The sequence below is a fragment of the Thiocapsa sp. genome (genome assembly GCF_011390875.1).
In the GTDB taxonomy this organism is placed as follows: Bacteria; Pseudomonadota; Gammaproteobacteria; order Chromatiales; family Chromatiaceae; genus Thiocapsa.
The window spans coordinates 1-14,503 of the sequence record NZ_JAABRP010000136.1 but is presented as its reverse complement, the minus strand read 5'-3'; the positions used below and the strand labels follow the sequence as shown (position 1 = coordinate 14,503).

Below are 14,503 nucleotides of genomic sequence, written 5' to 3'. Positions count from 1 at the left end.
GCGTCATGTGTTGGAATGGCTTGGCCGCGCCAGCCCCGACGACTGTCGGAGCTGGCGCGGTTTAAAGTCTTAGAAAAATATCAAATCCTAAACCGCGTCTCACCGGGGTCGAGGACATCTCCGAAGCCAAACGCAAAATAAAAACCACGCATCTCGCTCCGGACGCGGTTTAGGCTGCGCTAATCCGATCGACGCTGCCCCGCTTGTTCCACATCGGCATCGAAGACATAGCCTGCGCCGCGCTCGGTTCGGATAAGCCTCGGTGCATGGCTGTTGGACTCGATCTTTCGACGCAGGCGCATGATGAGGACGTCAATGGTGCGATCGAAGACATCGGCCTCGAACGCATGGGTGCGCTCGAGCAGATGCTCGCGGCTCAAGACCCGGCGCGGGGCATCGAGGAAGGCTTCGAGCAGCAGAAACTCGGCGTTGGTCAGGGACACCTGATTGCCGTCGGGGTCGGTCAGGAGACGAGCGGAGAGATCGAGCATCCAACCGGCAAAACGCCTGCAGTCGTGCCGGGGGGTAATCGCGGGCGCGGGCGCGGGCGCAGGCATCATCGCCCCCGCAGATGTTCGTCGCAGCACCGCCTTGATACGGGCGATCAGCTCGCGCGGGTTGAAGGGCTTGACCACATAGTCGTCGGCGCCGATCTCCAGCCCGACGATTCGGTCCACGTCCGAGCCCATGCCCGTCAGCATGATGATCGGCATCGCCGAGGCTGCGCGCAGGCGTCGCGCAATCGTCAATCCGTCCTGATCGGGCAGGCGGATGTCGAGCAGGATGATATCGGGTGTGTGCAGTCTCAGCAGTTCCGTCAGCTCCGCGTCGCTGCCGGCTTGGAGCACCTCCCAGCCCTGCTGGCGTGCCTCGTGCGCGACCAGGTCCCGGATATCCGGATCATCATCGACGATGAGGACCTGGATCATGCGGGAACACCTGAGTCAGGCGAGAACGCAGGCACACGCAACGCTCAGCATTGGATCGCCGCGACAGCTGATGGAGGCCAAGGCACTGTCCGAACCCGAACGGAGCAACGGTCCGGACACCGTCGTGCGCCAACGTCTCCCCCCACCCCCTGAATCAATAGCGCCCGCCGGTCTTGTGCATGTAGTTCGCGAGCTCGTTGCGCTCGAGGTTGACCCGCATCAGGTTCGTGTGGGTGATGCGGAAGATCGCACGCATGACCTTGTAGACCAGCCGTGGATGTGACTCGACAAGCGCCTCGAAATCAGCAGGCTCCAGTGTCAGAACACTGCTGTCGTCCTCCGAGCGCAAAGCCGCCTTGCGCGTGGAGCCGTCGACGAAGGCACGGGTCCCGGCGCACTCGCCCGGACGCATCCGATAGAGAGACTCCTCGACCCCGCCGACCGTCTTGCAAACGCACAGACGCCCCTCCGCAAGGAGGAACAGGGTGCGCCGCTGCTCGTCCTCCGAGACCAGCAACTCGCCGTTGGTCAGCCTGACGAGACCCATGCACTCCGCCAGAATCGACGCTTCCTTCTCGTCCAGCTCGGTGCCGAGCACCGAACTGCTCACGATTGCCGCCCGATCCATCTGTTTCATCGACCGATCTCCCGTTTCTTTCCGACACGAAGGACAGTGTGCAGTCATCGTCCGCGAGCGCAGCAGGTGCGCACGCGGATGAAGGTCCCGTCAGTTTAGCGCGTCGGGTCGGGATGTGCCCCATCGGCGAAGCATGTCACGGTGCGGTCAAGGGGCGTCGAAATCATTGCCGACCAGCAGATTCACCTCTGTTTGCGGGACGTGGCACTGGGTACAGAAATAGCGGGCCCCGATGATCTTCTTCTCGATCGTGCCCGGATCACTGCGCAGGCTCACATAATGACTCTCGGGCATCGGGGAGGGTTCGTCCGCGTCCTTGGCCTGATCCCAGAGATCCTGGTCGTGATGACATTTCAGACACTTGTTGTTCTTGAGGGTAATCAGGCCGGATTCCTCGATGCTGTGCGGGATCAAGGGCGGCGCATCGTCGAACGCGGTCGGCAAGGTCGAGTCGGCATCCTCGGGATCGATCGAGAGGTAGTCGAAGCTCACCGGGTCTGGGGAATCAAAGACAGTCGCGGCAAGATCCTCGTCGATCCATGACAGATCTTGTGCAAGGGCGAAGCTGCCGGCCAGAACAACCCCGGCGACGAACGCGAGGGAACGGGGAAACATGATCATGGCGAATCCTCCTTCATTATGAGCTGCTGCTGCGCCGGACCGGAGCCGGGACCTGGGTTGCGTCGCCAACCGAATGCCAAGCTCTTCTCCGGGCAGATCGGGATACAACGCGCGCAATTCGTACATTCCCCCGAGAGCACCTGGCCATCCCGCGCCAGACGTTTGAGGTTCAAGACCTGAGGCTCCGGGCAGATTGCTTGGCATTTTCCGCAACCGTTGCAACTGGCCTGATCGAATTTGACCCTGATCTGGGCCGTATGCCGCGCGACCACCGAATAAAATGCGCCGAGTGGACAGAGGTGGCCGCACCAACCCTGCTTGACGACCAGCCAGTCGAATAAGAACAGGCCGAGCAATGCAGTCCAGCCCAGGCCTAGACCGAAGATGATCTCGCGATGCATGGCCCCGATCGGGCTGACCCATTCGAATGCCGGTAGCCCGATCAAGACCGACAACAGCAGCGCGAGTGCCAGCACCGCGTATCGAAGGTGACGGGGAATCCCAAAGAGGTTCTTACGCCAGGTCTTGCGATGCAGAAAGCCGGCAAAATCGGTCACCGGATTCACCGGACAGACCCAGGAGCACCAGACCCTGCCGCCCAAGACCAGGAAAACGCCCAGGACGAGCGCAGCGCCAAGGAGCACCTCGGACTGAAGGACGTGTCCGGTCAGCAGGATCTGAAGCGTCGCGAAGGGATCGGCGAGCGTCAACTGTCCAAGAACCTCCGATGCACTGAGGTTTCCGCTCAACAAAGGGAGACCGAAAACGGACCAGCCCCAATGCAGCGTACCGAAGAACAGCAGCAAGACGCCGATCTGAACGATCCGACGCAGAATCAAATAGCGCCAATGCCAGAGGCGAGTTGTGGTGGTGTGATTCATCGGGTTGCCGAACCGATGCGTGGCGCGGAGCGCCAGGAGATGCGTGACACCGCCGGAGCGGTATCACGAGTAAGCGCGCCTCGGCGAAGCGCGTGACCCGTCTTAGGTAGAAGGCCCGGCGTTGGGGACTCGCTCATAAGAACAACCGGCCAAACCTTCAGCAGCTCGTGACACCCGCTCTGCGGTGTCACGCATGCCCCGTGGCGCTCTGCGCCACGCGCCGCGATCGCCGCAGTGACGAGCAAGGCCGGCGTTGGCTGCCGATTGCTCGCCATCTAATACTCCGGCGCATTCAGATAATCCAGCCCTGGCGCATGACCTTGGTCCTTTGCGGAATCCAGTTGCCCCTTCCAGGTTTCGCCTGGTTCGGGATCGGACGTGGCACCGCCTGCCTGCGTCCACCCCATCCTGAAATGGTCGCCGATCTTGCCCTGAATCAACTCGGCAGGAAGCACTTTGATTGCGGCGATCTCGGTCGGACAGGCATTCTCGCAGATGCCGCAGCCCGTGCAGCCCTCGCTGAGGACCATGGGCAGAAGCATTGCGTGCTTGCTCAATTCACGCCTTCGGGTTTCGACACGAATCGCTTGGTCCCGAAGCGGGCAAACCCGATAACAGATCTCGCAACGCAGGCCCTGCCAGGAGAGACAATGTTCGGTGTCGATGAAGGCGAGGCCCATCCGCGAGTCCATAACCTCATCGAGCGTCGGTGAAAGCGCACCGGTCGGACAGGCGGCTTTGCAGGGAATGTCGTGACACAGGTAGCAGGGGATCTGCCGAGGCTCGAAATAGGGTGTACCGAGCGGAGCACGGTCGGCCAACGCGGCCAGTGTCAAGGTGTTGTAGGGACAGGCGACGACGCAACGTCCGCATTTGATGCAGAGCGCATTGAAGTCCGCATCCGGAAGCGCGCCGGGCGGTCGCAGTGCCGACGGCTCCGCGCGGGCGTTCTGGATGGCGAGATACGACCAGAGCATGCCGCCGCTCGTGGCGACGGCCGCGCCTTGGATGCTCTTCTGTATGAAACTGCGCCGCGTTGTCATGATCGGTGAGTCGCCGGACGTGATGAAAGCACTCGGCTCGCTCGGATGGGTGCGACACATCCGAGCACTGTCGATGAACCCGATAAGGGCGCGCTACACCTTATAGATCTTGATCGCGGTCTTTTTGAAATCCTCCTCCTTGGATATCGGACAGGTCGCATCGATGCACAGCTTATTGACGAAGACGGATTCGTCGAAAAAGGCCATGAAGCTATAGCCGCGCGGTGGACGATTTCGCCCGGTGGTCTCGATCACCGCCTTGATCTTGCCGCGTCGTGATTCGATCCAGACCGTGTCCTGGCGCTTGAGACCACGCTCCTCGGCATCCTTCTCGTTCATATCCAGCACCGCCGCCGGCATGGCCCGATGCAGCTCGGGGACGCGACGGGTCATCGTGCCGGTATGCCAGTGCTCGAGCAGACGCCCGGTACAGAGCCAGAGGTCGTAATTCCCGTCGGGCGATTCGACCGGTGCGGCGTAAGGTCTGAAGAAGATCTTCGCCTTGCCGGGGAATTTGGTCTTCTCCTCGGTCGTGGGACCCGTCAAATTGCCGGTCACCAGCTCCTTCATCGCACCGCCGTAGAACTCGATCTCGCCGTTCTTCACGTAGGGATCGTATTTGGCATTGAAGCGCCATGGTGTCTCTTTGCCGTCGACGACAGGCCACCGCAGGCCGCGCACGTCGTCCTGATAGTAAACGTCGAAGGGCGCGAGGTCGTGGTGATGTCCACGCCCGAAGGCGGCGTATTCCTCGAATAGCGCTTTCTCGACAAACCAATCCACACCAAGATGCTTGACCGTGTGATTGTCGTGTCCCTTCGCAACCGGATCGGGCCAGGCGAACGCCTTATTCTCCGGTGTCTCGAAGAGCGCCTCGTAAAGGGTCATCTCGGGTTGGTAGCCCATCTCCTGCGCCGACGCCATCACATCGGGGAGTTTCCCCTCCTCGAATCCCTCGTCCTTCAGACCGGGAATGGCCTGGTCTTTCCAAACCTCCGCCAGGGTGATGCGTTTGGAGAATTCCAGGATCTGCCACAGGTCACTGCGTGCCTCTCCCGGCGGTGGAACCTGCTCGCGCCAGAGCTGGGTTCGCCGCTCGGCATTTCCGTAGCCACCCCATTTCTCGAAAATCATGGCGACGGGCAGGATGAGATCGGCGACCTTGGCCGAGATGCTCGGATAGGCATCGGAGACGACGATGAAATTGTCGTTCTCGCGCGCCGCTTTCAGCCAATGATTGGCGTTGGCGACATGCTGGAAGGGATTATTGACCTGGACCCAGACCCAAGACATGGAGCCGTCTTCCAGATCACGCATGATCTTGGTGATGTGGCTCCCGGGTTTTGGGTTGAGCGTCTTGGGCGGCAGCTTCCAGGTCTGCTCGGTGATGTCCCGATGCTTGGCGATGTTGACGACCATATCGGCCGGCAGACGATGACTGAAGGTGCCGACCTCACGCGCCGTGCCGCACGCGGAGGGCTGGCCGGTCAGGGAGAATGGGCTGTTGCCGGGCTCGGCGATCTTCCCCAAAAGGAGATGCACGCTGTAGATCTGTTCGTTGACCCAAGTCCCGCGGACATGCTGATTGAAGCCCATGGTCCAGAAACTGACCATCTTGCGCTTCGGGTCGGCGTAGAGATCCGCCAATCGTACGAGCTTGGCCTTGAAGGCATCCAAGGACTCTTCGGCGTCGCCCTTGGCTAGCTCGGCGACGAAGTCCAGGGTGTAGGGCTCGACTCCGGTCTTGAAGTCCTCGAAGCCGACCAGCCAGTGTCGGTCGGCCGTGGCCGCATTGGCCTGCTTGATCGTGTGAACCTGCTCGGGATCCAGGCCGAGCCCGATCGCCTCGTCCCGCGTCAGGGTGACCTCGATCTCGCGCGCCTGGATATCCTTCTCGGCTTCGAACGCGAATTTGTCGGTCGCACGCATCCCGTAACCGATATCGGTCGGGCCGGCGCAGAAGACACAATGCGCGTCGACGAAGGCTTGATTGACCTCATCACGGTGGATGATCTCGCGCGCCAGATAGTTCAGCAGTGCCGTGTCGGTATTCGGCTTAATGATGATTTCGAGATCCGATCCTTCGGAGGTCATATTCCGCAGGGTCGTGATGTTGACGACCTTCATGTCCGCATGACCGAGGCGACGGTCGATGACACGCTGCCAGAGGACCGGATGGGCCTCGGCCATATTCGCGCCCCAAGCGACGACCGTATCCGTGTATTCGATATCGTCGTAATTGCCGGGCGGCTCATCGATGCCGAAGACCTGCATGAATGCAGCCACCGCCGAGGCCATGCAATTGCGCGCATTGGGGTCGATGTTGTTGCTGCGAAAACCGGCCTTCATCAGCTTGGTCATCGCATAGCCTTCCTGGATCAGCCATTGGCCGGAGCCGATGACGCCGATCCCGGTCGGTCCTTTTTCTTCGTAGGCTTTCTTGAACTGGATCGCCATCTCGTCGAAGGCCTGATCCCAGGTCACCGGGGCGAACTTGCCCTTCTTGTCGAATCGCCCGTCGGTCATCCGCATCAGGGGCTGCGTCAGGCGATCCTTGCCGTAGAGGATCTTGCCGTTGAAGTAACCCTTCACGCAGTTCAGACCGCGATTGACAGGGGCGTCGGGATCACCCTTGGTCGCGACGATCTTGCCGTCTTGCGTCGCGATCATGATCCCGCAGCCCACACCGCAGAAGCGGCAGACGCCTTTGTCCCATCGCCAGTCCTGCTCGGTCTCGGCCGCCGCGACGCTGGCGATACGGCTGATGGGAATTCCGACGGCCATGGCTGTCGCGGCAGCGACGCCCGACTTGAGAAAATTGCGGCGGCTGAGCTCCATCATTCCTCCTCGATCTCGTTGTCATTTTTTAAGCTCTCGCCAGCTCGGAACGGGCGAGGGTGTGGCTTATGACGCGGCCATGTCGGCGGGGATCGCATCCCATTCGGGTGGTGTTTCGTCGAAGACGTGGTAGACCATCTCGGCCAGCATCACGCCGGACAACGCCTTGATGCGAGAGAGTGCTGCGACCTCCTGGTCGACCGTCTCGGCCTCCTGTACGACCACGATCCGCCCGGTCGTAGGCTCGGTGTGGTGAACCTCCACACCGGGCAGCGCGTTGAGCGCGCGCGTGGCGCCTTCGATTCGGGCGGGCGGGACGACGACCAGGATTCCTGAGATATTCATCGGTGGGTCTCCGGGCTCGGATGGGCTGTGTCGGATCGGACGCTAGCGCTGCCGCTGTCGAGAAACCTTGATTCTCATCAAGAATCGTGGGCGAATCATCCGAGCGTCGGAAAGCGGCGCCGAGGCATCGTGAGCGAAGAATCTCAAGCAAACCCTTCCTTGGGGTTGGGCAATCCAGACAGGGGTACGCGGCAGAGACCCGTCTGGCGCGTTGGACGCCGATGCGCTGCTGCCGGTCACTCCGCCCCCGCAGATACCCCTACCATGGAGTCCGGCACCATCGACGGCTACTGCGTCGGCGAGCCTTGGAACCAGCAGGCGGTCTTTATGGGCATCGGCGTCCCCGTGATCACGGACCACGAGATCTGGCCGTACAACCTGGAGAAGGTCTTCGGCATGACCGCCGGGTTCGTCAAGGCCAATCCCAATACCTCGGTGCGGATCGTCAAGGCGATGCTCCGGGCGACCAAGTGGCTCGACGAGAACGACAACGCCAACCGGGCCGAGGCGGTCAAGATCCTTTCGCGCCCGAACTATGTCGGTGCAGACGAGGCCGTCATCGCCGCGTCCATGACCGGCACCTTCGAGTACGAGAAGGGCGACAGCCGCGAGGTCCCGGACTTCAACGTCTTCTTCCGCTACAACGCGAGCTACCCCTACTACTCGGATGCCGTCTGGTATCTCACCCAGATGCGCCGTTGGGGTCAGATCGCCGAGCCCAAGTCCGACGACTGGTACATGGAAACGGCCAAGCAGGTCTATCGGCCCGATCTCTACCGCCGCGCGGCGGAGTCGCTGATCGCCGACGGCCTGATGGAGGCGTCCGACTTCCCGGATTTCGACGCGGAGACCGGATTCAAACCGACGCAGACCGGATTCATCGACGGCATCGACTTCGACGGCACCCGGCCGAACGCCTATCTGGAGCAGTTCTCGATCGGGCTGAAGGGCGATAAGCAGCTGTAACGCATGGCCCAACGCGTCCGGAGTCGGGGAGCCCCGAGCCGGACGCGAGCCCATCGATTCCGGAGAAGACTATGTCGAACATCGACGTCACCGCGAAGACCTATAACCTGCCCTGGTTGGCGCAAGCCATGGACTGGCTCGCCGGGGACGGCGCCGAGCGCGCCGCCGGGGGCTTGATCCGACACCTGCTGCTGCCATTGATCGGGATCGGCCTCTTTCTGATGCTCTGGGCCGCAGCAGCCTCTCAGATCCAGATCTGGACCAGCCTGGTGACGGTCATGGTCGGCTTCCTGCTCGCGTCATTGATTGCGATCCCGCTCGGCATCCTGTGCGGGATGAGCGCGGCCGTCTATGCCGCGGTCAACCCATTGATCCAGGTTTTCAAACCGGTTTCGCCGCTCGCCTGGCTGCCGCTGGTGACCATCATCGTCAGCGCCGTCTACGTGAGCGACGATCCGCTCCTGTCCAAATCCTTCATCATCTCGGCGATGACGGTGACGCTGTGCTGTCTCTGGCCGACGGTGATCAACACGACCGTCGGGGTCGCAACGGTCGATCGAGACCTGATGAACGTCAGCCGCGTCCTGCGTCTGACCTGGTTCAAGCAGACGGTCAAGATCATCCTGCCCTCGGCCTTGCCGATGATCTTCACGGGTCTGCGGCTGAGTCTCGGGATCGGCTGGATGGTGCTGATCGCCGCGGAGATGTTGGCCCAGAACCCCGGGCTCGGGAAGTTCGTTTGGGACGAGTTCCAGAACGGCAGCTCCAACTCGCTGGCGCGGATCATGGTCGCCGTGTTCGTGATCGGCTTCATCGGCTTCGCGCTCGACCGCGGCATGCTCATGCTCTAGCGCCGCGTCTCCTGGGACAAGACGGCGGTGCTGAGATGACGCGCCCTGCCGAATGCTCCGACCCCATGACCGTCGCACGAGGAACCAAGCCATGTCTGCCTATCTGAGCATCGATCGGGTCGGGATCACCTTCCCGTCGCCGAAGGGGCCGCTCGAGGTCCTGAAGGACATGAAACAGCGCGTCGGGATCGCCCGCGCCTTGGCCATGGAGCCCAAGGTCCTGCTGATGGACGAACCCTTCGGTGCCCTGGACTCGCTCACCCGCACGCACATGCAGGACTCGCTGCTCGAGATCCAGGCGCGGCTCAACAACACCGTCATCCTGATCACCCACGACGTCGACGAGGCCGTGCTGCTCTCCGACCGCATCGTGATGATGACCAATGGACCTTCCGCGACGGTCGGGCGGATCCTGGACGTCGATCTGCTGCGCCCCCGCGACCGACTCGCGCTCGCCGAGGATCCGACCTATCACCACTACCGCGCCGAGGTGGTGAAGTTTCTGCATGAGCGACACGCGCCTGCGGTCGTGAAGCGAGCCCGGGCGGCACGCGAGCGTCCGAAGCTGCGTCTCGCGGCGAACGGTTAAGGGAGCACCCACATGAGCATCATCCCCAACTGGCTCCGACGCAGCGCCCACGCCGGCCGCCGCGCCTTCTACAAACGCTTCCTGGAGTCCCAAAAGCAGGCCCAGGTCGATCCCTGGAAGGAACGCGCAGCCGGCGCGGAAGCACACGAGTTCACGGCGTTGAAGCAGGTGAATGGGTGAGGGGTAGGAAGTGAAGAGTGAGAAGAGAGAACTAAAGGAAGGCGGCGGAAGGTCGAGAGCTGAGAGCTGAGAGCTGACGGCTGGGGGCTGGGGGCTGAAGGCCGGAGACCGGAGGCACGACGCCCCAAAAACCGCAACAACACGAGGCCTACACAATGACCGCAGTCGTCGACGACATGATCTGGCTTGAAGTGGGCACACTCGATGAGATCCCGCGCCAGGGTGCACGTGTGCTCAAACGCGAAGGGGGTGATATCGCCGTCTTCAGGACCGCGGCTGACGAGGTGTTCGCCTTGCTCAATCGTTGCCCGCATCGCGGGGGGCCCTTATCGGAGGGGATCCTCTACGGGCGAACCATCGTCTGCCCCCTGCACAATTGGTGTCTGGATCTGGCGAGCGGCGAAGCAAAGGGGCCGGACGAGGGCTGTGCGCCCGCCTATGCGACACGGATCGAGGCGGGTCGGGTCTTCGTCTGCGCAGAACCCAGTTAAACCGCGCCGTGCGCGGTATGCGATGTTTTTGGATGGGATCGGTCTTGGCGAGCTTGACTAGCGCTGGAGCCTGCGCGGTTTAGGATATTAAAAAATATATGCGTTTTAAACCGCGTTCCCGCTAAGAATTATGGATACACCAAACGTCGAGCTGACTCGAAAATGAACATCCCGCTCTGGACGCGGTTTAGCGGCGGCCAGTCACCGCTCATCCGTTCTTTGGCGATTGCCGGAAATTCGATACCCGCAGCTGAAGCCCTCGCGGAGCCGCGATGATCACGGAGACAGGACAATGACCGAACCGATCAAAACAACCTGTCCCTATTGCGGTGTAGGCTGTGGGGTGCTCGTCACGCCGCAGGACGACGGGTCGGTGACCGCGCGCGGGGACCCGGATCACCCGGCCAACCTGGGGCGACTCTGCTCGAAGGGCGCGGCCTTGGGCGAGACGCTCGGGACCGCGGGGCGACTGCTCCATCCGACGGTTGCAGGCGGGCAGGTGGGGTGGGATCGGGCACTCGATCAGGTCGCCGCTCGTCTCTGCGAGATCGTCGCCGAGCACGGGCCGGGGGCGGTCGCCTTCTATGTCTCGGGTCAGCTCCTGACCGAGGACTACTATGTCGCCAACAAGCTGATGAAGGGCTTCATCGGCGGCGCGAACATCGACACCAACTCGCGGCTCTGCATGGCTTCCAGTGTCGCCGGCTACAAGCGCGCACTCGGGGCCGACACCGTGCCCTGCGACTATGCCGATCTGGAGTCCGCCGAGCTGATCGTCCTGGTGGGCTCCAACACCGCCTGGTGTCACCCGGTCGTCTACCAGCGGATCAAACAGGCCAAGCAGGCCCATCCGGACCGGCAGATCGTCGTGATCGACCCGCGCCGCACGGCGACCTGCGAGATCGCCGACCTTCACCTGTCGATCGCACCCGGCACGGATACCCTCCTCTTCAACGGCTTGCTCAACTGGCTCAGACGCGAGGACGGGCTCGACTGGACCTTTTTGGAGTCGCACACCGAAGGCTTCGCCGCCGCCTTCACCGCCCGCTGTGCGGACGTGCTCCTGCCCGCCGCGGGATGGGGCGAAAAAGAAGGGACCGCCACCAACTCGGAGCGGTGCATCTCGCGTCAGCGCGCCTTCCTCGATCCGCCCGGCGAGGCGCGCCCGGACTGGTGGATCCTCACCGAGGTGGCGCGCCGCATGGGGTTCGCCGATGCCTTCCCCTATCGCTCGGCGGCCGAGGTGTTCCGTGAGCACGCCGCACTGTCGGGCTTCGAGAACCACGGACGACGCGACTTCGACATCGGCGCCCTGGCCGATCTTGCAGCGACCGACACGACCGGCTCGCCCCGCTCCAATGGCCGCTGCCGGCGGGGCGTGAAGCCGAACGACTTTTCGCCGACGGCCGCTTTTACACCCCGAACGGCAAAGCACGCTTCATCGCGATCACACCGCGTCCACCCGCGACCGCGCCGGACGAAGACGATCCGCTCGTGCTCAACACCGGCCGCATTCGCGACCAGTGGCACACCATGACCCGCACCGGCCTGGCGCCACGCCTGAGCAGCCACATCGCCGAGCCCTTCGTGCAGATCCACCCGGTCGACGCCGCCGCGCACGGGCTAAGTCGGGGCGGCATCGCCGAGCTGACCAGCCGATGGGGTCGGATGCTGGCGCGCATCGAGGTGGATGCCGATCAGCGCCCCGGCTCGGTCTTTGTCCCCATGCACTGGAGCGACATGCTGGCCCGCCGGGCGCGCGCCGATGCCCTGGTCAATCCGGTCACCGATCCCGTCTCCGGCCAGCCCGAGTTCAGACACCCGGGCCCGCACCGGCCTGCTCGCCGGCCGACCGCCACGCGGCCAAGTCGACGCCGGTGAAACCGTCTGCGCCTGTTTCAACGTCGGCCGCACGCGCATCGAGCAGGCGATCCGCGGCGAGGGCCTGCGGTCCGCCGAGGCCATCGGCGCCTGCCTGCAGGCCGGCACCAACTGCGGGTCCTGTCTGCCCGAGCTGGGTATCCTCGAGCAGACGCTCGACCGCGGCGCGGCGTGAACGGAGAGCGCAATCGGACTAGAATCCGGGCACATCCGAGACCCTGACCGCGGCACCTTATTGGCCCGGTCGGACTCAACGCCTTGATGAGGAGAGATCAGTGTCCGACGTGCAAGAAACCGCAGCTCAACCCGCCATCGTACAAGCCGTGCTACGTCTTCCCCCGGCCGAGCAACAACGGCTCCTGGGTTGGTCGCGTGGTCTGGGGGAGATTCGTTACGGGACCTTGCGCGGATTCAAGAAGGCGGCGGCCATGCTCGCACTGACCCGCGATCGCAAGGCAACGTGGCCGTTGCTCAAGGTGCTGGCTCTGGCCTTGAGGCACGTCGTCTGGGACGCGCGTTCCTGGACATTCCGACTTGGCGTGGGTGCAGTCATTGCCACCTTTTTGGCGGCCGAGAACGGCGGCGCCGGTATCGTGGCTTTGGGAGGCGGGATCGGGCTCCCGCTGTGGATGTTGATCGGAGCCGGCGGGGTTCTGATCGGTCTGCTGGCGGACAAGCTCAAGGGGCGGACGACGGCGCGTCGCAGGGGCTAGTTCGGCCGGCAATTCGACCGGCGGTCGCATTAATGAAAGACCCTTCCACTCCCACGCTAGCAGCCTTCCCGAAGGCTCCTCTGGTATGTCATCGCCGACACGCTCGGAGTCGGCGAGCAAGAGCACCTCAGCTAAGAGGCGCCCGCGTCTTCTTGGCCCAGCGCTGCACTGCAGTTCTCGGGCGCATCAATGGAGGTGGCGTTGGGAAACATGTCCAAGAACTGGATGCGCATGCCGTAGCCGTTGATCTTAACCGGGGTCTGCGGACAGTTCTGCGAGACGCGGTTGGCTTGGGCTTGCAGGTCCGCCGAGCCGAATTTGAAGTAGGGCGGCAGGAAGCCCGCGTCTGCGTTTCTGAAGACGAGTGTGTCCGAGGTATCGGCGTAGACCGTCTCGATCCGATACTGCACCTCGCGCCCGTCGCCGGTCACACCCGTGATCTGAACCTCCCAGGAATCGGGTCCCCAGAACAGCCACAGAAAAGCAAGGAAGATGACGACGATAATGGCAGAGATAATTTTGGCTTTTTGTTTCATCTCAGGCTCCTTTGTCCATCACACGATGAAGTATAGGTTTTCCGGCTGGGTGGTGCTCAGGCACTCCGGCAGGCAGGTCAGTGGTCATAGCTCCGAGCGACCCAGACCTTGCCGCGAAAGATCCAGTACATCGTGATGGTATAGGTCAGGATGATCGGCTGCACGAGCCGGCCGATGGCCTAGAACATGCGGCTCTCCATGCCTCTACCGCCGAATTGGGCTCCGAGGGCGACACCGTGGAGCTCATCAATCAGGTCATGAGCCGGAACGGCTCTCCCGAAAGCGCGTTTGCCTGGTTTTGTTCTTAGCCTCTGCCTTCGTTCGGCGACAGAGCCGCCGAGGATCTGGTCAAGGATGGGCGCGCGCAGGCCGTCAAGGAATATCTATCGCGCATCGCTGAAGGCGGCTCCGCGTGACTGGGGCGCCGCCGACGCTACGGTTGGTTGCGTAACCTGTTTGTCGTTATCCCGGCGATCGCGCCACCTCGCCGTAACCGATTGCGGCATTCTGACTAATCCACCGCCGTTCCCTCGCCTGCCTCCTCATGCGTGTGCCCATCGCGGATGTGATAGATACGCCGGAAGGTCGGAATGATCTTCTCGTCGTGGGTGACGACGATGACGGCGGTTCGATACTGCAGGGCCATGCGGTTGAGGATGCGGATGACGCCGAGGGCGCGCTCGCTGTCGAGCGGCGCGGTGGGCTCGTCGGCGAGGATCACCGGCGGGCGGTTCACCAGAGCACGGGCGATGGCGACGCGCTGTTGCTCGCCGCCGGAGAGCTGCGAGGGCATGGCGCGGGCGCGATGCTCGACATCCAGCGCCGCGAGCAGCTCGCGTGACCGTTCGCGCGACTCGCCGTTGGGACGGCCCGCGAGCATCGGCAGCAGGGCGACGTTGTCGGTGACGTCCAGGAAGGGGATGAGATAGGGCGCCTGGAAGACGAAGCCGATCTTGTCCCGACGCAGGGCGCGCAGATCGCGGATCCGCCAGCCGTTGTCGT

14 protein-coding genes and 2 pseudogenes are annotated in these 14,503 nt (G+C 62.9%); 7 read left to right on the top strand and 9 right to left on the bottom strand.

The genetic code is table 11. From position 1 onward, the window contains the following. Positions 1-179 precede the first annotated feature (179 nt). From GPT33_RS12125 to GPT33_RS12095, 7 genes are all read right to left on the bottom strand, one after another. Entirely contained in the window at positions 180-929 is a 750-nt protein-coding gene (locus tag GPT33_RS12125) for a response regulator transcription factor (protein WP_296809296.1), read from the bottom strand. 154 nt (positions 930-1,083) lie between these two features. After that, complete coding sequence (locus GPT33_RS12120) at positions 1,084-1,566, bottom strand: cyclic nucleotide-binding domain-containing protein (protein WP_296809294.1); 483 nt, start codon at positions 1,564-1,566, stop codon at positions 1,084-1,086. 147 nt (positions 1,567-1,713) lie between these two features. Beyond that, positions 1,714-2,187: a nitrate reductase cytochrome c-type subunit gene (locus GPT33_RS12115; RefSeq protein WP_296809292.1), complete on the bottom strand. Its 474-nt coding sequence runs from the start codon at positions 2,185-2,187 to the stop codon at positions 1,714-1,716. Next, the gene (napH, locus tag GPT33_RS12110) at positions 2,184-3,068 is read right to left on the bottom strand and encodes a quinol dehydrogenase ferredoxin subunit NapH (protein WP_296809290.1); all 885 of its coding nucleotides are present in this window, start codon (positions 3,066-3,068) and stop codon (positions 2,184-2,186) included. The genes GPT33_RS12115 and napH overlap by 4 nt, the downstream gene beginning before the upstream one ends. A 275-nt stretch (positions 3,069-3,343) precedes the next feature. Beyond that, positions 3,344-4,111, bottom strand: a complete 768-nt coding sequence (gene napG, locus GPT33_RS12105; protein ID WP_296809288.1) for a ferredoxin-type protein NapG — start codon at positions 4,109-4,111, stop codon at positions 3,344-3,346. Positions 4,112-4,204: 93 nt separating this feature from the next. Continuing rightward, positions 4,205-6,952 carry a nitrate reductase catalytic subunit NapA gene (gene napA / locus GPT33_RS12100; protein WP_296809287.1) on the bottom strand — a complete coding sequence of 916 codons (2,748 nt, stop codon included), beginning with the start codon at positions 6,950-6,952 and terminating at the stop codon, positions 4,205-4,207. A 63-nt stretch (positions 6,953-7,015) separates the two neighbouring features. Continuing rightward, positions 7,016-7,294, bottom strand: coding sequence for a chaperone NapD (locus tag GPT33_RS12095; RefSeq protein ID WP_296809286.1), 279 nt, complete (start codon positions 7,292-7,294; stop codon positions 7,016-7,018). A gap of 264 nt (positions 7,295-7,558) precedes the next feature. On the opposite strand from GPT33_RS12095, the gene GPT33_RS12090 reads away from it, so the two are divergent. The 7 genes and pseudogenes from GPT33_RS12090 to GPT33_RS12060 all read left to right on the top strand — a co-directional run bounded on the left by GPT33_RS12090 (position 7,559) and on the right by GPT33_RS12060 (position 12,965). After that, on the top strand, positions 7,559-8,260 hold the full coding sequence (locus GPT33_RS12090; RefSeq protein ID WP_296809285.1) for an ABC transporter substrate-binding protein: 702 nt from the start codon (positions 7,559-7,561) through the stop codon (positions 8,258-8,260). A 71-nt stretch (positions 8,261-8,331) separates the two neighbouring features. After that, on the top strand, positions 8,332-9,111 hold the full coding sequence (locus tag GPT33_RS12085) for an ABC transporter permease subunit (RefSeq protein ID WP_296809284.1): 780 nt from the start codon (positions 8,332-8,334) through the stop codon (positions 9,109-9,111). A 106-nt stretch (positions 9,112-9,217) separates the two neighbouring features. Then, positions 9,218-9,700, top strand: a pseudogene (locus GPT33_RS12080) (ATP-binding cassette domain-containing protein); the annotation flags it as partial. Positions 9,701-9,712: 12 nt separating this feature from the next. After that, a complete protein-coding gene (locus GPT33_RS12075) occupies positions 9,713-9,880 on the top strand; it encodes a hypothetical protein (RefSeq protein WP_296809283.1) in 168 nt (55 codons plus the stop codon). A 176-nt stretch (positions 9,881-10,056) separates the two neighbouring features. After that, positions 10,057-10,371 (top strand): nitrite reductase small subunit NirD, encoded by a 315-nt coding sequence (nirD, locus tag GPT33_RS12070; RefSeq protein WP_363929314.1) that lies wholly within the window; start codon positions 10,057-10,059, stop codon positions 10,369-10,371. A gap of 292 nt (positions 10,372-10,663) precedes the next feature. After that, positions 10,664-12,427: pseudogene (locus tag GPT33_RS12065) on the top strand (molybdopterin-dependent oxidoreductase). A 100-nt stretch (positions 12,428-12,527) separates the two neighbouring features. Beyond that, positions 12,528-12,965 carry a hypothetical protein gene (locus GPT33_RS12060; protein ID WP_296809281.1) on the top strand — a complete coding sequence of 146 codons (438 nt, stop codon included), beginning with the start codon at positions 12,528-12,530 and terminating at the stop codon, positions 12,963-12,965. A gap of 131 nt (positions 12,966-13,096) precedes the next feature. Here the strand turns inward: GPT33_RS12060 and GPT33_RS12055 are convergent, their stop codons facing one another. Continuing rightward, complete coding sequence (locus GPT33_RS12055) at positions 13,097-13,501, bottom strand: DUF1523 family protein (protein WP_296809280.1); 405 nt, start codon at positions 13,499-13,501, stop codon at positions 13,097-13,099. Positions 13,502-14,012: 511 nt separating this feature from the next. Beyond that, the coding region (locus tag GPT33_RS12045) for an ATP-binding cassette domain-containing protein (RefSeq protein WP_296809278.1) at positions 14,013-14,503 on the bottom strand (491 nt) is incomplete at its 5' end.